Origin of the sequence: Streptomyces sp. TLI_053 (assembly GCF_900105395.1) — a bacterium.
GTDB lineage: Bacteria > Actinomycetota > Actinomycetes > Streptomycetales > Streptomycetaceae > Kitasatospora.
The window spans coordinates 3,984,462-4,000,297 of sequence record NZ_LT629775.1 but is presented as its reverse complement, the minus strand read 5'-3'; the positions used below and the strand labels follow the sequence as shown (position 1 = coordinate 4,000,297).

Annotated in this window: 13 protein-coding genes; 8 read left to right on the top strand and 5 right to left on the bottom strand. The window is 70.2% G+C overall.

Annotated elements, in window-relative coordinates; translation table 11 throughout:
• Positions 1-121: 121 nt before the first annotated feature.
• The 3 genes from mctP to BLU95_RS15860 all read right to left on the bottom strand — a co-directional run bounded on the left by mctP (position 122) and on the right by BLU95_RS15860 (position 3,125).
• A complete protein-coding gene (mctP, locus tag BLU95_RS15870) occupies positions 122-1,735 on the bottom strand; it encodes a monocarboxylate uptake permease MctP (protein ID WP_093860592.1) in 1,614 nt (537 codons plus the stop codon).
• Positions 1,732-2,013: a DUF3311 domain-containing protein gene (locus BLU95_RS15865; protein WP_093864904.1), complete on the bottom strand. Its 282-nt coding sequence runs from the start codon at positions 2,011-2,013 to the stop codon at positions 1,732-1,734. Before BLU95_RS15865 ends, mctP begins: the two co-directional genes overlap by 4 nt.
• 314 nt (positions 2,014-2,327) lie before the next feature.
• Complete coding sequence (locus BLU95_RS15860; protein ID WP_231978587.1) at positions 2,328-3,125, bottom strand: GntR family transcriptional regulator; 798 nt, start codon at positions 3,123-3,125, stop codon at positions 2,328-2,330.
• Between the two features lie 336 nt (positions 3,126-3,461).
• Here BLU95_RS15860 and BLU95_RS15855 point away from each other — a divergent pair, with 336 nt between their 5' ends.
• The 7 genes from BLU95_RS15855 (at position 3,462) to BLU95_RS15825 (ending at position 13,288) form a co-directional block, all read left to right on the top strand.
• Entirely contained in the window at positions 3,462-4,760 is a 1,299-nt protein-coding gene (locus BLU95_RS15855) for an extracellular solute-binding protein (protein ID WP_093860591.1), read from the top strand.
• A gap of 89 nt (positions 4,761-4,849) precedes the next feature.
• Complete coding sequence (locus BLU95_RS15850) at positions 4,850-5,881, top strand: carbohydrate ABC transporter permease (protein WP_093860590.1); 1,032 nt, start codon at positions 4,850-4,852, stop codon at positions 5,879-5,881.
• Positions 5,878-6,705, top strand: coding sequence for a carbohydrate ABC transporter permease (locus BLU95_RS15845; protein WP_093860589.1), 828 nt, complete (start codon positions 5,878-5,880; stop codon positions 6,703-6,705). The genes BLU95_RS15850 and BLU95_RS15845 overlap by 4 nt, the downstream gene beginning before the upstream one ends.
• Positions 6,706-6,712: 7 nt before the next feature.
• Positions 6,713-8,266: a glycoside hydrolase family 3 protein gene (locus BLU95_RS15840; RefSeq protein WP_093860588.1), complete on the top strand. Its 1,554-nt coding sequence runs from the start codon at positions 6,713-6,715 to the stop codon at positions 8,264-8,266.
• Between the two features lie 447 nt (positions 8,267-8,713).
• Positions 8,714-10,006: an extracellular solute-binding protein gene (locus tag BLU95_RS15835; protein WP_093860587.1), complete on the top strand. Its 1,293-nt coding sequence runs from the start codon at positions 8,714-8,716 to the stop codon at positions 10,004-10,006.
• 246 nt (positions 10,007-10,252) lie between these two features.
• Positions 10,253-11,305 (top strand): SIS domain-containing protein, encoded by a 1,053-nt coding sequence (locus BLU95_RS15830; RefSeq protein ID WP_093860586.1) that lies wholly within the window; start codon positions 10,253-10,255, stop codon positions 11,303-11,305.
• A gap of 462 nt (positions 11,306-11,767) precedes the next feature.
• Positions 11,768-13,288: a sensor histidine kinase gene (locus tag BLU95_RS15825; protein ID WP_286158633.1), complete on the top strand. Its 1,521-nt coding sequence runs from the start codon at positions 11,768-11,770 to the stop codon at positions 13,286-13,288.
• A 414-nt stretch (positions 13,289-13,702) separates the two neighbouring features.
• On the opposite strand, the gene BLU95_RS15820 is transcribed toward BLU95_RS15825, so the two are convergent.
• Together BLU95_RS15820 and BLU95_RS15815 are read right to left on the bottom strand one after the other, a co-directional pair.
• Positions 13,703-13,954, bottom strand: a complete 252-nt coding sequence (locus BLU95_RS15820; protein ID WP_014138019.1) for a WhiB family transcriptional regulator — start codon at positions 13,952-13,954, stop codon at positions 13,703-13,705.
• Between the two features lie 370 nt (positions 13,955-14,324).
• Positions 14,325-15,296, bottom strand: a complete 972-nt coding sequence (locus BLU95_RS15815) for a diacylglycerol/lipid kinase family protein (RefSeq protein WP_093860585.1) — start codon at positions 15,294-15,296, stop codon at positions 14,325-14,327.
• A 50-nt stretch (positions 15,297-15,346) separates the two neighbouring features.
• Between BLU95_RS15815 and BLU95_RS15810 the strand changes: the two genes are divergently transcribed.
• Positions 15,347-15,775: a hypothetical protein gene (locus BLU95_RS15810; protein ID WP_093860584.1), complete on the top strand. Its 429-nt coding sequence runs from the start codon at positions 15,347-15,349 to the stop codon at positions 15,773-15,775.
• Positions 15,776-15,836 lie beyond the last annotated feature (61 nt).

Here is a 15,836-nt window from a genome sequence, read left to right as displayed (position 1 = left end):
CGGTCTGGTTGGTGCCCTGGTGTGGTGCCCAAATCACGCGGCCGTTCATACATATGATCGCGCCGTCCCCTCCAGTGTTGACGGAGGGGACGGCGCGAACACAGGGCGCGCACAGCACGTATCAGCGCGCTGCCACGGGCTCCGGCGCGTTCTTCGGCTCCACGTCGCCGCTCTCGGCGCTGTAGTCGCCCGGCCGGGTCTCGTCCGTCCCGGGGGGCGCGTCGACGGCGCGCAGGACCAGCGTCAGCACCACCGCGACCAGCAGGTTGAGCACGAAGGCGGTGAGCCCGATGTAGCCGATCTCGCCGATGCCGGGGATCTCGGCCGCGTTCCCGCCGAAGTGCTTGGTCTTGGGGCTGGCGATCCCGTAGGCCTTCCAGGTGCCGTAGACCATGCCGGCCGCCCAGCCGGCCAGCAGCGCCCAGTGGTGGAACCAGCGGGTGAACAGGCCGCCGACGATGGAGACGAAGGTCTGCAGGATCCACAGACCGCCGAGCAGCTGGAGGTTGATCGCCGCCTGCTTGTCCATGCCGAGCACGAAGACCAGCGCGCCGACCTTGACGAGCAGCGAGACCAGCTTGGCGACCCGGGTCTCGTCGGCCGGGGTGGCGGCCGGCTTCAGGAACTCCTTGTAGACGTTGCGGGTGAACAGGTTCGCCGCCGCGATGGACATGATCGCGGCCGGGACCAGCGCGCCGATCCCGATCGCGGCGAAGGCGACGCCGGTGAACCAGTCGGGGAACATGTTCTCGAACAGCTGCGGCACCGAGAGCTGGGTGTTGAAGCCCTTGTCGCCCTGGCCGACACCGGCCGCGATCGCCATGAAGCCGAGCAGCGCCAGCAGGCCGAGCATCAGCGAGTAGGCGGGCATGATCGCCATGTTCCGGCGCACGGTGTTGCGGGACTTGCTGGCCAGCACGCCGGTGACCGAGTGCGGGTACATGAACAGGGCCATCGCCGAGCCGAGCGCCAGCGTCGCGTACGTCCACTGCTTGTTCTCCGGCACGGTGAGCGAGCCACCGGACTTGGGCGCGGCGAACTTCTCGCCGACCGCGTCGAAGATGTGGCCGTAGCCGCCGAGCCGGATCGGGATGTAGATCACCGCGACGATGATCACCACGTAGACGAGGGCGTCCTTGACGAAGGCGATCAGTGCCGGCGCGCGCAGCCCGGAGGAGTAGGTGTACGCGGCGAGCACCCCGAAGGCGATGAACAGCGGCAGGTCCTTGACGAACCAGTTGGCGTTCTCGCCGCCGCCGACGCCCAGCACGTCCAGCACCGCCTGGATGCCGACCAGCTGGAGCGCGATGTACGGCATGGTGGCGAGGATGCCGGTCAGCGCGACCATCAGCGACAGCGGCCGGGAGCCGTACCGCCCGCGCACGAAGTCGGCGGGCGTGACGTAGCCGTGCACCCGGGAGACCGACCAGAGCCGGGGGAGGAAGAGGAAGACCAGCGGGTAGGCGATGATCGTGTAGGGGACGGCGAAGAAGCCCGCCGCACCGGTCGCGTAGACCGCGGCGGGCACGGCCACGAAGGTGTAGGCGGTGTAGAGGTCGCCGCCCAGCAGGAACCAGGTGACCCAGGTCCCGAAGCTGCGTCCGCCCAGGCCCCATTCGTCCAGGTGGTGGGCGTTGTCGGCGCGCCGCCACCGGGAGGCCAGGAAGCCCATCACGGTGACCAGCAGGAAGAAGAGGACGAAGACCGTCAGCGCGGGCACGTTGACCCCGTTCACCGGACCTCACCCGCCTTCCCGGCGCGGGCGGCCCGGCGGGCCTTCTCGTCGCGGTTGATCAGCAGGTAGGCCGCGACCGTGAAGACGGCCGAGGCCGGCACCCAGAGCAGCTGGTACCAGTAGAAGAAGGGGACGCCGCCCACCTCGGGGCCGAGCTTGTCGTACGAGCCCACCCAGAGCATCGCGACGATCGGCACCAGCAGGGCGAGCACGGCCAGCACCCGCTCGGGGGTGACCGCCGGCAGGCGGTGACCCGGTGGCTCTTCTGGCTCGGGCATGACAGGCAGGTCGGTGTCGAGATCTGACGACATGGTTCGGCTCCGCTCCGGAGGGTCTCACCTCGCCGGCGCCGCAGCCCCGGGGAACCGCACACCCCCGTGGCCCGCCGAGCAGCACCACTGGTGATCGGCAGTCAGTATGGATGCGGAATCTAGAGCATCGCGTGATCCATGTCACCGGATCGGTGCAGATTCCCGCCATCCGGACCTGTCGTGCGCCCCGGACGCACCGCGGGCCCCGGCGCGTACGCCGGGGCCCGGAAGCGGTGGGGGGTGGTGCGGAAAGCAGCTGGGGCGGTGCGGGAGGCCGTACGCTACGCCGGCTCGGGCCGCTGGAGGCGGGTGATGAACTTGTAGCGGTCGCCCCGGTAGATCGAGCGGACCCACTCGACCGGGTCGCCCTCGGCGTCGAAGGAGTGCCGGGACAGCTGGAGCATCGGCAGGCCGAGGTCGGAGCCGAGCAGCCCGGCCTCGCGCGGGTCGGCCAGGGTGGTCTCGATGGTCTCCTCGGCCTCGGCCACGGTCACCCCGTAGACCTCGCGCAGCGCCGTGTAGAGGGAGTTGTGCTTGGCCAGGTTGCGGCGCAGGGCCGGGAAGCGCTTGGCGGACAGATGGGCCACCTCGATCGCCATCGGGTCGCCGTTGGCCAGCCGCAGGCGCTCGATCCGCAGCACCCGGCCGCCGGGCTTGATGTCCAGCAGCGGGGCCAGCCGGTCGTCGGCGGTGATGTAGCCGATCTCGATCAGCCGGGAGGTGGGCTCCAGCCCCTGGGCGCGCATGTCCTCGGTGTAGGAGGTCAGCTGGAGGGCCTGGGCCACCTTGGGCTTGGCGACGAAGGTGCCCTTGCCCTGGATGCGCTCGAGCCGCCCCTCGACGACGAGCTCCTGCAGGGCCTGCCGGACGGTGGTGCGCGAGGTGTCGAACTGCGCCGCCAGTGCCCGTTCGGGCGGTACCGGGGTACCGGCGGGCTGGGTCTCGGTGAGCTGCAGCAGGTGGCGCTTGAGGCCGTAGTACTTCGGCACCCTGGCGGTCGGGTCCGAGCCGCCCTGGGCGGCGAGGCTCTTCGCCTGGGGGTCGTTGACCTGGGCCGTGCTGCCCCCGTCGCTGCTCATCGGACGTGTCTCCCGCTTCTCGCGGGGCCCCCGGGGGGCCTCGCCACTTCATTAACGGCTCACATCGTTGCATGTATGGCTACGGAACGAATACCTCATCACGCGATGAACGATGTGCGGTGTCGGCTTGATAACGGGTGGTCCTGATCGGTCGAACAGCCGTTGACAGGCCCATTGGTCTAGGCCAAGCTCCAGGCATCTGGTCTACACCACTAGGCCGGTCACTATGAATCCCCCCACCCGTTCGATGGAGTCCGCGGCACCATTCCTCCCACCTCGTGTGGGTATGCCGCTGCCACCCGACGGGGGTAACCAGGCATCCCTCAGGAGGATGGCGTGAAGCGTCAGCTCATCGCGGCGGTCGGCGTCGCGGCCATGGTTGTTGGTCTCGCGGCCTGTGGCTCGGACGCCAAGAAGGACGACAGCGGCAGCAACTCCGCGTCCGGCAGCTCGACCGCCGCGGCCGGCAAGAAGGACTACAACGGCAAGACGCTCAAGGTGTGGCTGATGACCGGCTCGGCCCCCAAGGGCTGGGAGGACTCGGTCAAGACCGAGTTCGAGTCGACCTACCCGGGCTCCAAGGTCGAGTTCCAGACCCAGGAGTGGACCGGCATCGGTCCCAAGGTCACCGCCGCGCTCTCCGAGGGTTCCGTCGACGTCCTCGAGGTCGGCAACACCCAGACGGCGGGCTACGCCGCCACCGGTGGTCTGCTCGACATCACCAAGGACAAGGCCGCCATCGGCGGTGCCGACTGGGCCGCCAACCAGAGCGAGTCCGCGATCCTGGACGGCAAGCAGTACGCCGCCCCGTGGTACGTCACCAACCGCGTCGTCTCCTACAACAAGGACCTCTGGACCAAGGCCGGTCTGAGCATCCCGAAGACGCTGGACGAGTTCTACACCTCGCTGGAGAAGCTCAAGACCACCGAGGGCGTCGCCGACCCGATCTACATGCCGGGCCAGGAGTGGTACGTCTACTTCGGTCTCCTCACCAGCGAGGGCGGCAAGCTGGCGAAGAAGGACGGCGACAAGTGGACCGGCGGTCTGTCGACCCCCGAGGCGCAGAAGGCGTTCGACGTCTACAAGAAGCTCCAGGGCTACTCGACCACGGGTGCCAAGGACAAGGACGAGGCCAAGCCGCAGCAGAAGGACGTCTTCGGCAAGGGTGACGTCGGCGCGATGATCGGCCTCGGCTGGGAGCTCCCGGACGAGAAGGCCATGGCCAAGGACAAGATCGGCTTCTTCCCGCTCCCGGGCAAGACCGCCGACAAGCCCTCCGGCGCCTTCCTCGGCGGCTCGAACCTGGCCGTCGCCTCGGCCAGCAAGAACACCGACATGGCCAAGGACTTCCTGAAGGTCGCCCTCAACGACAAGAACGAGGGCATCGTCGCCGCCTCGGGTCTCATCCCGAACAAGACGGCGCTGAACGACAAGGTCGTCGGTGACTTCGCGTCCGCCGCGAAGCTGGCCGCGGTCGTCGGTGGCATCACCCCGACCACCCCGAACTGGGCGAGCGTCGAGAACGACCCGAACCCGATCAAGGAGTTCCTGACCGCTGCCCTGACCGGCGACTACGCCGCCGCCGCCAAGAAGGCGGACGACGAGATCGCCAAGCGTCTCAACGCCAAGCAGTAGCAGTCGAGCGGCGTCGCTCACCGGCTCCCGGCGGGGGGCCGGTGGGCGGCGCCTGTCCGTCGTGGTCGGGTTGTCAGGAAGAGAGAACGATGGCTGTGCATTCGGAGCGGGTGCAGACACAGTCCCCGGAGTCAGGGAAGGCTGCTGTGGCCACTATTGAGACGAGCGCCGCCCGCAGCGGCGGCGCCGGCACCGCGAAGAAGAAGAGCGCCAGACCGGCGGACGGGCGGAGCATCGGCTCCCGGTTCGCGCCGTACCTGCTGCTCCTGCCGGCCACTCTGGCCACCCTGGCCCTGTTGGGCTGGCCCCTGCTGAAGACCGTCCTGGTCTCGTTCCAGAACCTGAACGCGCGCCAGCTCGTCCAGCACCTGACCGAGTGGAACGGCTTCGAGAACTACACCGAGCAGCTCAAGGACGAGCAGTTCTGGGCCGTCACCGGCCGCTCGGTCGCCTTCACGGTGCTGAACGTCTTCCTGATCATGGTCGGCGGCGCGCTGGTCGGCCTGCTGCTCAACCGGCTCGGCAAGAAGATGCGGCTGCTGCTGTCGATCGGCCTGCTGCTCGCCTGGGCGATGCCGGTGGTCGCCTCGACCACCGTGTACACCTGGCTGTTCGAGACCCGGTTCGGTGTCGTCAACTGGCTGCTCGACGCCCTGGGCTGGCACTCGATGGCCGCCTACAACTGGACCGGCAGCCAGTACTCGACCTTCTTCGTGATCCTCCTGCTGCTGGTCTGGGGCTCGATCCCGTTCGTGGCGTTCAACATGTACGCGGCGCTGACCACCATCCCCAAGGAGCTCTACGAGGCGGCCCGGATGGACGGCGCGGGGCCGGTGAAGATCTTCACCGCGGTGATGTTCCCCAACCTCAAGCCGTTCTTCCTCGCCACGACCTTCCTCGAGGTCATCTGGATCTTCAAGGCCTTCACCCAGATCTACGCGATCAAGGCCGGCGGTCCCGACGGGCTCACCCGCACCCTGCCGATCCACGCCTTCCTGGAGGGCTCGGGCCGCCAGCACTACGGCACCGGTGCCGCGATCGCGGTGCTCACCATCCTGATCCTGGGCGTCCTGATGGCGTACTACTTCCGGATCATTCTGAAGCAGGAGGACGAGCTGTGAGGCGCTCGCTCATCGGACGCACCTGGCCCAACGTCGTCGCGGTCGTCCTCTTCGTCTTCTTCGCGTTCCCCGTCTACTGGATGATCAGCACGGCCTTCAAGCCGTCCAAGGACATCATCAGCAAGACGCCGGTGTTCGTGCCGCTCGACGCGACCCTGGAGCACTTCAAGACCGCGGTCAACGTGCCGAAGTTCTGGACGTACACCGCCAACAGCTTCATCGTCACCGTGCTCGCGGTGGTCATCTCGCTGGTGATCGCCACCCTGGCCGCCTTCGCCGTCGCCCGGATGCGCTTCCGCGGCCGCAAGGCCTTCGTGCTGGTCATCATGGCCGCGCAGATGGCGCCCTGGGAGGTCATGACCATCGCGGTCTACCTGATCTCCCGCGACAACGAGATGCTGAACAGCCTCGTCCCGCTCACCGCCTTCTACATGATGATGGTGCTGCCCTTCACCATCTGGACCCTGCGCGGATTCATCGCGGCGGTCCCGAAGGAGCTGGAGGAGTCGGCCATGGTGGACGGCTGCACCCGCACCCAGGCCTTCGTGAAGGTGATCTTCCCGCTGCTGGCGCCGGGCCTGATGTCCACCTCGCTGTTCGGCTTCATCACCGCCTGGAACGAGTTCCCGCTCGTCCTCATCATCAACAAGACCGACGGCCAGACCCTGCCGCTGTGGCTGTCCTCGTTCCAGACCGCCTTCGGCAACGACTGGGGCGCCACCATGGCGGCGTCGACGCTGTTCGCCCTCCCGGTGCTGATCCTGTTCGTCTTCCTGCAGCGCAAGGCGGTCGGTGGCCTCACCGACGGCGCCGTGAAGGGCTGATCCCATCGTGAGCATCCTCGTTCCCACCCTCCCGGCCTCCGACCAGCTGCACCGCGACGCGCTGACCGTCCTCCAGCCCGGCTTCGTCGGCACCGAGCCGCCGGAGTGGCTGCGCCGCCACCTCGCGGCCGGCCTCGGCTCGGTCGCGCTGTTCGACCGCAACGTGGCCGACCTCGGCCAGCTGGCCGCCCTCACCGCCGCGCTGCGGGCCGAGAACCCCGACCTGCTGATCGCCATCGACGAGGAGTCCGGCGACGTCACCCGGCTGGAGGCGGGCTCCGGCTCGTCCTGGCCGGGCAACCTCGCCCTCGGCGCGATCGACGACCCGGCGCTGACCCGCGACGTGGCCCGTGAGCTGGGCCGGGCCCTGGCCGCCGCCGGCGTGAACTACAACTGGGCGCCCACCGCCGACGTCAACTCCAACCCGCGCAACCCGGTGATCGGCGTCCGCTCCTTCGGCGCCGACCCGGAGCTGTGCGCCCGGCACACCGCCGCCTGGGTCGAGGGCCTGCAGTCGGCCGGCGTCGCGGCCTGCTCCAAGCACTTCCCGGGCCACGGCGACACCGCCGTCGACTCGCACCACGGGCTCCCGGTCATCGACGTCGACCTGGACGTGCTGCGCGCCCGCGACCTGGTGCCGTTCCAGGCCGCCATCGCCGCCGGGACCAAGGCCGTGATGACGGCCCACATCATGATCCCGGCGCTCGACCCGAAGCTGCCCGCCACGCTCAGCCCCACCGTGCTGCGCGACCTGCTGCGCGCGGCCCCGCAGGACGGCGGCCTGGGCTACCAGGGCCTGATCGTCAGCGACGCGATCGAGATGGGCGCCATCGCCGACACCTTCGGCATGGGCGAGGGCACCGTGCTGGCCCTGGCGGCCGGCGCGGACGCGATCTGCGTGGGCGGCGGGCTGGCCGACGAGGCCACCGTGCTGATGCTGCGGGACGCCATCGTGGCGGGCGTGCAGTCCGGCCGGCTCCCGGAGGAGCGGCTCGCCGACGCGGCCGCCCGGGTGCGCGCGCTGGGCAGCTGGGGCCGGATCGCGGCCCAGGGCGAGCGGCCGGAGGCGGACCTCGCGGTCGGCCTGCGGGCGGCCCGCCGGGCGCTGCGGGTGGTCCGCGCGCCGGGCCGGGAGGTCCTGCCGGTGACCGAGCGCCCGTTCGTGGCCTCGTTCTCCGCCGAGCCCAACATCGCCGTCGGCGACGTGACCCCGTGGGGCGTGGCCGGCATGCTGGCCGACCGCTTCCCGGGCACCCGGACCCGTGAGGTCGGCCCGGAGGCCGCCGAGCCGCAGGTGCTGGACGCGACGGTGGCCGAGGTGCTGGCCGAGGCCGCGGACCGCCGCCTGGTGCTGGTGGTCCGGGACGTCCACCGGCACGAGTGGATGTCGGCCGCGCTGGCCCGCCTGGTGGCGGCCCGGCCGGACGCCGCGGTGGTCGAGATGGGCCTGCCGCAGTCCGAGCCGGTCGGCGCGCTGCACATCGCCACCCACGGCGCGGCCCGGGTCTGCGGCCTGGCCGCGGTCGAGGTGCTCACCGGGCAGCCGGGGGCGATCGGCTGACTCCCCGCCGGACCGTGACACCGGGGGCCGCGAGGCACCCCGCCGACGGGCCCGTCATGCGCATGCCGCATGGCGGGCCCGTCGGCGTCCCCGGACCTCCGCGGGCCGGTTGACCTGCCGATTCGAACAACCTGACGGTGTTCCCTCAAATCCTCCTTAAGGCACCCTTAAGTTCTACTTAGGGTGACCGCCGCGCAACTGATCGCCCACGGGGTACAACAGGTCTGCAACGGCCGTTCCTGCCAGGTCATTTGGCGTTGACACCAGCAGTGGTCTAGGCCAGGCTCCAGTCCATCCGGTTCGAATTTCAATTTCCCCGGATGTGGTATCGGCCCACCCCGAAGCTCTTCGCCGCCCTCCCCGGACACCGTCCCGTCGGGCAGCCAGCACGCTGCCGGCGGGCACAGCTCAAACACCTCGGAGGATGGCGTGGGAAAGCCTCGGTTCATGGCGTCGGTCGGCATCATGGCGCTGGCCGCGGGTCTGACGGCCTGTTCGTCGGGCGGTCCGGCCTCCGGCGGCAAGTCGGCCTCGGCGGACCCGCAGTCCGCCACCGGCACCGTCACGGTCTGGCTGATGGACGACGCCCAGAAGAGCTGGCCCGACCTCGTCCAGCGGGTCAACGACGAGTTCGCGGCCAAGTACCCCAAGGTCACCCTGCGGCTCGCCTACCAGGGCTGGGCCGACAAGGTCGCCAAGCTCGACAAGGCGATCGCCGACGGCACCGCCCCGGACGTGGTCGAACTCGGCAACACCGAGACCATGAAGTACGTGCTCTCCGGCCAGCTGGCGCCGGTCGAACGGACCACCTTCGACAACGCCGACAGCTGGATCAAGGCACTCGCCAACACCTGCACCTACCAGGACAAGCTCTGGTGCGTGCCCTACTACGCGGGCGCCCGGGTCGCGATCTACAACGCGGCGGCCCTCCAGCAGGCGACGGGCAGCGCCGACTTCCCGAAGACCGAGGACGAGCTGCGCACGGCGCTGGACCGGATCGCCGACAAGAACAAGGCCGACAAGACCTACTCCCCGCTCTACCTGCCCGGCCCGTACTGGTACGCCGCGATGAGCTACGTCTCCGCGTACGGCGGCGCCATCGCGCGCTTCGACAGCGGCGGCAACTGGCACGGCACCCTGAGCGACCCCAAGTCGCAGCAGGGCATCAACCACTTCGTCGACCTGGTGCGCAAGTACAACAAGGGCGATCTGACGCTCAACGAGCAGAACCAGTACGAGGCGATGGCCCGCGGCCACGCGGCGACCTTCTACGGCAACGGCTACGAGGCCGCCAGCGTCGCCGCCCCGGTCACCGGCGACCCGAGCCTCAAGGACGCCGTCAAGGTGGCCACGATGCCCGGGCCGGGCGGCAAGCCGCTGCCGACCTTCATCGGCGGCTCGGCGCTCGCCGTCACCGCGAAGTCGCCCGCCGCGGCCCTGGCCACCGACTGGGTCCGGATGTTCACCAGCACCAAGTCCGAGCAGGCACTGGCGGACAAGGACATCCTGCCGAACAACCTCACCCAGCTGAACCCGCTGAAGAGCAAGCCCGCCACCGCCGCCGCGGCCAACGCGGTGCCGGACGCCTGGTTCACCCCGCTGGCCCCCGGCTGGGGCCTGGTGGAGAAGCAGAAGATCCTGCCGGACATGCTGACCGCGATCCTCAAGGGCAAGCCGGTGGACCAGGCCACCAAGGAGGCGGACGCCGCCATCGACCAGCTGATCAACAAGGCCGGCTGAGCAGTCGCCGCCCCGGAACCGGAGCCCCTCCCCGCACCGCCGGGAGGGGCTCCGCACTCCCGGGGGCACCCCCGGCGGCCGCCGGACCGGGCGTGACCACGTCCTCGGATGTGCCGCACCCGGGCGGCCCCCGTAGGATTGCCGCAGCAATCACCGGAGCGAGTGTGCGGACTCGCCGCCGTAGAGGTCCCCGCCGGGCATTCCCGCCCGGGCGGGGTGGAACCATCTCATCGGAGGCACCCCACGATGTCCGACACGCAGACCGTCCCTGGCCGGATCATGGCGGCGGAGATGGCCGAGCAGCCGGCCGTCCTGCAGCGCATCCTCGACGAGGGCGCCCCCAAGATCTTCGAGATCGCCGGGCAGATCGCCGCCCGCAAGCCGCGCTTCGTCCTGCTGACCGCGCGCGGCACCTCGGACAACGCGGCGCTGTACGCCAAGTACCTGATCGAGATCCTGCTCGGCAAGCCGGCCGGTCTCACCTCGATGTCCACCACCACCGCGTACGGGGCCAAGCCGGACCTGACCGACGTGCTGGTGATCACCGTCAGCCAGTCGGGCGGTTCGCCCGACCTGGTCGCCTCCACCAAGGCGGCCCGCGAGGCCGGGGCCATCACCCTCGCCGTCACCAACAACGCGGGCTCGCCGCTGGCCGAGGTCTCCGAGTTCCACATCGACGTGCTGGCGGGCCCGGAGAAGGCCCTCCCGGCCACCAAGACCTACACCGCCGAGCTGCTCGCCCTCTACCTGCTGATCGAGGGCCTGCGCGGCGGCGACGGCGCGGCCGCCAAGGACCTGCCGGAGCTGGCCGCCGGGATCCTGGCCCGCCAGGACGAGGTCAAGGCCCTGGCCGACCGCTACCGCTTCGCCCAGCGCCTGGTCATCACCTCGCGCGGCTACGGCTACCCGACCGCCCGCGAGGCGGCGCTGAAGCTCATGGAGACCACCTACATCCCGGCCTCCCCGTTCTCCGGCGCCGACCTGCTGCACGGTCCGCTGGCCATGGTCGACAACGTCTCCCCGGTCATCGCGATCGTCCCGGACGGCAAGGGCGGCGAGGCCCTGCAGCCGGTGCTGGACCGCCTGCGCGGCCGCGGCGCGGACCTGGTCGTGGTGGGCCAGCAGGCGCAGGTGGAGTCCGCCTCGGCGGGCTTCGCGCTGCCGGCCGGCGTGCCGGAGGAGGTGCAGCCGATCCTGGAGATCCTGCCGCTGCAGCTGCTGGCCTACGAGGTCACCATCGCCCGGGGCCAGGACCCGGACGCCCCCCGCGCCCTCGCCAAGGTCACCGAGACCCACTGACGCCACTGACGCGCAGAACGCCGGGACCCCCGTCCACAGCCTGTGGACGGGGGTCCCGGCGTTCCGGCCTGCGCCTGCGGGGCGGAACGGGCCCGGACAGCACGACGGGCCGCGACGTGACGTCGCGGCCCGGGGCCTGGAAAGCACTACGGGCCACGGCGCCGACACGGGACCCTCAACCCATGCGGCACCGCAGCCCGGAGCTGTCGTCGGGCGCCGTGTATGACCGAGAACTGTGCGGGGTCCTCGCTCGGCGGCGTCCGACCGAGGAGGGGCCTCGCGCGGTCAGGGCAGTTGCGCGGTGGGCCTCTCCTTGGTGCCCTTTCATTGTGGACTAGACCAATCTGGCTTGTCCAGGCCGGCCCGCAAATTGGTCTGGACAACTTGGCGGAGCGGCCGCGGCACCCGTCGGCCGGGGGTGGGCCCGGGCCGTTCCCGCGCCCCTGGAGCTACGCTCAGCCTGTGCCCTCGCTGAACGAACTCGTCCGCCGCCACACCACCCTGACCGGTGCCGATGTGGAGTGGCTGCACATGCTGGTCTCGGAGTGGCAGCTGCTCTCCGACCTGTCCTTCGCCGACCTGGTCCTGTGGATCCCCACCTGGGACGGCATCCGGTACGTCTCGGTCGCCCAGATGCGGCCCAACACCGGCCCGACCTCCTACCAGGACGACATGGTCGGCCACCTCGTCCCGCGCGGCCGCCGCCCCCTGCTGGACGCCGCCTACGACGAGGGCCGGATCGTGCGCGAGGGCGACCCGGAGTGGCGCGAGGAGGTGCCGGTCCGGGTCGAGTCGATCCCGGTGCGGCGCGAGGGCAAGGTGCTCGGGGTGATCGCCCGCAACACCAACCTGCTGACCGTCCGCACCCCCAGCCGGCTGGAGCTCACCTATCTGCAGAGCGCCTCCGACCTGGCCCAGATGATCGCCGCCGGCACCTTCCCCTACCCGGGGGTCGAACAGACCGACATGGACGCCGCGCCCCGGGTCGGCGACGGCCTGATCCGGCTCGACGCGGACGGCGTGGTCACCTACGCCAGCCCCAACGCGCTCTCCGCCTACCACCGGCTCGGCCTCACCGCCGATCTGGTCGGCAGCCACCTGGGCCGGGCGACCGCCGAACTGGTGCCGCCCTCCCGGGCGGCCGTGCACGAGGCGCTGGTCAAGCTGGCGAGCGGCTGGGCGCCCCGGCAGACCGAGGTGGAGGTCCAGGGCGGGGTGGTGACCCTGCGGGCCATCCCGCTCAAGCCCAAGGGCACGCTGACGGGCTCGCTGGTGCTCTGCCGCGACGTCACCGAACTGCGCCGCCGCGACCGCGAACTGATGACCAAGGACGCCACCATCCGGGAGATCCACCACCGGGTGAAGAACAACCTGCAGACGGTCGCCGCGCTGCTGCGCCTGCAGTCCCGCCGGATGGACTCGGAGGCCGGCCGGGCCGCCCTGGACGAGGCGGTCCGCCGGGTCGGCTCGATTGCGATCGTGCACGAGACGCTGTCCCAGGCGCTGGACGAGAAGGTGGCCTTCGACGAGATCGCCGACCGGGTGCTGGCCATGGTGGTGGAGCTGTCCCAGGACGGCCGGGTGGCGACCCGGCGCAGCGGCAGTTTCGGCATCCTCTCGGCCGAGGTGGCCACCCCGCTGGCGATGGTGCTCACGGAGCTGCTGCAGAACGCGCTGGAGCACGCGTTCGGGCCGAGCGCCTCCGGCAGCCTGGAGGTCAGCGCGCTGCGCGGCCGGGCGCCGGCCACCGGGATGGGCTGGTCGGACAGCTGGAACGGCGGGGCGCGGCCGGAGGAGTACCTGCTGATCACCGTGCAGGACGACGGCAAGGGCATGCCGGAGGGCTTCGACCCGCAGCAGGCGGGCAACCTCGGGCTGCAGATCGTCCGGACGCTGGCCACCGGGGAGCTGGGCGGCACCTTCGACATGGTGGCGGGCCCGAACGGCGGCACCAAGGTGGTGCTGGAGATCCCGGTGCGCTGAGACGTACCGGGGTGTGGGGGAGCGTGCGACTGGCGTGAGCGCCGGTGGCCCGCTCCTTCACCACCGTCCGCGGTGTGAAGTCGGCGAAGGAAAAAACGAGGCCCTGTCGACCGGGGGGGGTGGGTCGACAGGGCCTCTCAACCCGTTCCGGCCGTCGGGGGGAGTCGGCCGGAACGGGGGCTCAAGTGGTGCGCCACTCGCCGGTGCGTTGCACACGGTGAGCGCCACAGCTCCACAATATTGCTCTAAGTGAACAGTATCAAGTGGCTGGGCGGGCAAGTGTCGCAGGACCTTTTCGGGCAAGGTCCTTTGTACGGAAGGCTTCACCAGGAAGTGCAGGCGAAGCCTTTGATCATGTGTTGATCGGTGCGGTGGTTACTGCTGGTACTACGGCGTGTGATCAGGCGGTGCGGGTCAGGCCGTACGGGCGCGGTTGCGGGCGGCGCGACGCTTCATCGCACGACGCTCGTCCTCGCTCATGCCGCCCCAGACGCCGGCGTCCTGGCCGGTCTCGAGGGCCCACTGGAGGCACTGCTCCATGACCGGACAGCGGCGGCACACGGCCTTGGCTTCCTCGATCTGCAGCAGAGCAGGACCGGTGTTCCCGATCGGGAAGAACAGCTCCGGGTCCTCTTCGCGGCAGACAGCGCGGTGGCGCCAGTCCATGGTCGTCCAACTCCTCCTGCCGACGGGGGTCACCCGCACGGCACATCGATGGTCCTTGTGAATGTGAACGCTTTCACGAATCCCGCAACAGCAAAAGAGACCAAAGGCCCATCGGGCCCGGGAGGTCTGTGCTGGGGAGGGATTCGGCGATTCGAGGGACACTCCGCGGTCGGCACCCAACAGGTTCTGAGGTTGCCGTCGCTGCGATGTGTCCCGATCGCCATGTAGAGGTTCGCAAACCTCGAGCCCGGATACAACCCCCTTCAGGGAGGAATTTTTGATTCTTCGGTGTCGCCTAGCTCACAGCCAGTACTTCTATGGAGTGAAGGGGGCTTGTGCGTTCGAGAAGAAGGGGGAAGGGCCCTTCTAGTCACACAATCACACGCAGTGCCCGCCGTACGCCTGTGAAACTGACGCGACTCCTGGACCCAAGGTGGTCCCCGTCGACCTGGAACGGGGCCGGTTCCTCCGAAACCAAGGTGAAGTGACGGACGTCGTGATAGGAGACGACATGCTTCCCGGAAGGGCCCGGTGATGCGGCGCCGTCGCTCGAAGGCCCGTGCGACCGCAGGATCTGACGGACCGTTCGAGCGGTGCCGAACGCCGTCATCCGGGTGATGCCGAAGACGTCGAGGTCCGCGTCGAAGGAGGCGAGCGGCGAGGGATAGACCGGGCGGTTGCCCAGGAACGTCCAGGGCGAGGTGTTGCTGACTATGGCCAGCGCCAGGCCGGGCACCGGCCCGTGGCCCGCCAGCTCCAGGGAAACCGGGCCTGATCTGCGCTGCTCACGCTGGGTGACGAAGTGGCGGAGCGCCTGCGTGACATAGAGCGCGTGCGTGGACTTGCGCCCCGCCCGGCGCTGCTCCTCGACCCGGCCCACCACTCCGGCGTCGAAGCCGAGCCCCGCGGTGAAGGTGAACCAGCGGTCCGGCAGCCCCTCGGTCATCGCCTTGCCCAGCCCGATCGGGCGTTCCCGCCGGTTCTCCAGGGCGTTCAGCAGCGCGCCGGTCGCCTCCACCGGGTCGTTCGGCAGTCCCAGCGCACGGGCGAACACATTGGTCGAACCGCCCGGGACCACGGCCAGCCGGGGGACCCTCTCGCCCGGGCCGTGCGAGAGCAGGCCGTTGACCGCCTCGTTGACGGTGCCGTCGCCGCCCAGGGCCACCACCAGGTCGACCGTGCCGTCCTCGACCGCCTGGCGGGCCAGGTCGCGCGCGTGGCCCCGGTACTGGGTCTGCGCCACCTCCAGCTTGAGGTCGCTGCGCAGGGCGTGGATCAGGACGTCCCTGGTGCGACCGCTGGTGGTGGTCGCTTTCGGGTTGACGACCAGGAGAGCGCGCATGTGCTCAGCCTACGGGTCGGTACGGACCTCCCGGCGGCTACCCTGCTGGAGTGACCGCAGAATCCTCCGCACCCGTACCCGCGCCCGGTGCCGGCCGTCCGACCGCCCTCACCGTGGGCGCCGCCATCACGGCCGTCGCGGGCGCCGCGCTGGCCGTCGTGGGCGTCTGGGACATGGTCGCCGCCCTGTCCGGCCAGTCCAAGCAGCTCGCCCTGAACGAGTTCGGCGGCCTGGTGATCGTGCTGCTCGGCGTGCTGCCGCTGCTCGCCGCCCGGGCGCTGCTCCAGGGCCGCCGCTGGGGCCGCAGCCCGGCCGTGCTGACCAACTCGATCTGCCTGCCGGTGGCCTACTACATGTGGCAGAGCGGCGGCGCGATGGCCGCCGTCGGCGCGGGCGTCGGCCTGCTCGGCCTGGTCGGCATCGGCGCCCTGCTCAGCCCGAAGTCGACGGCGGCCCTCTACGCTCCGCACGAGGGCTGAGCGCGGAGGGCCGCCGCCTTCCGGTACCGCGTCCTGCCGACGGCCGCCGCCCGGCGGCCGT

What these genes read in the sequence shown, in the direction of transcription:
- BLU95_RS15865 (WP_093864904.1), bottom strand. Translation starts at nt 2,013, where the DNA reads ATGCCCGAGCCAGAAGAGCCACCGGGTCACCGCCTGCCGGCGGTCACC.
- BLU95_RS15835 (WP_093860587.1), top strand. Translation starts at nt 8,714, where the DNA reads ATGGCGTCGGTCGGCATCATGGCGCTGGCCGCGGGTCTGACGGCCTGT.
- BLU95_RS15830 (WP_093860586.1), top strand. Translation starts at nt 10,253, where the DNA reads ATGTCCGACACGCAGACCGTCCCTGGCCGGATCATGGCGGCGGAGATG.
- BLU95_RS15850 (WP_093860590.1), top strand. Translation starts at nt 4,850, where the DNA reads ATGGCTGTGCATTCGGAGCGGGTGCAGACACAGTCCCCGGAGTCAGGG.
- BLU95_RS15860 (WP_231978587.1), bottom strand. Translation starts at nt 3,125, where the DNA reads ATGAGCAGCGACGGGGGCAGCACGGCCCAGGTCAACGACCCCCAGGCG.
- BLU95_RS15815 (WP_093860585.1), bottom strand. Translation starts at nt 15,296, where the DNA reads ATGCGCGCTCTCCTGGTCGTCAACCCGAAAGCGACCACCACCAGCGGT.
- BLU95_RS15820 (WP_014138019.1), bottom strand. Translation starts at nt 13,954, where the DNA reads ATGGACTGGCGCCACCGCGCTGTCTGCCGCGAAGAGGACCCGGAGCTG.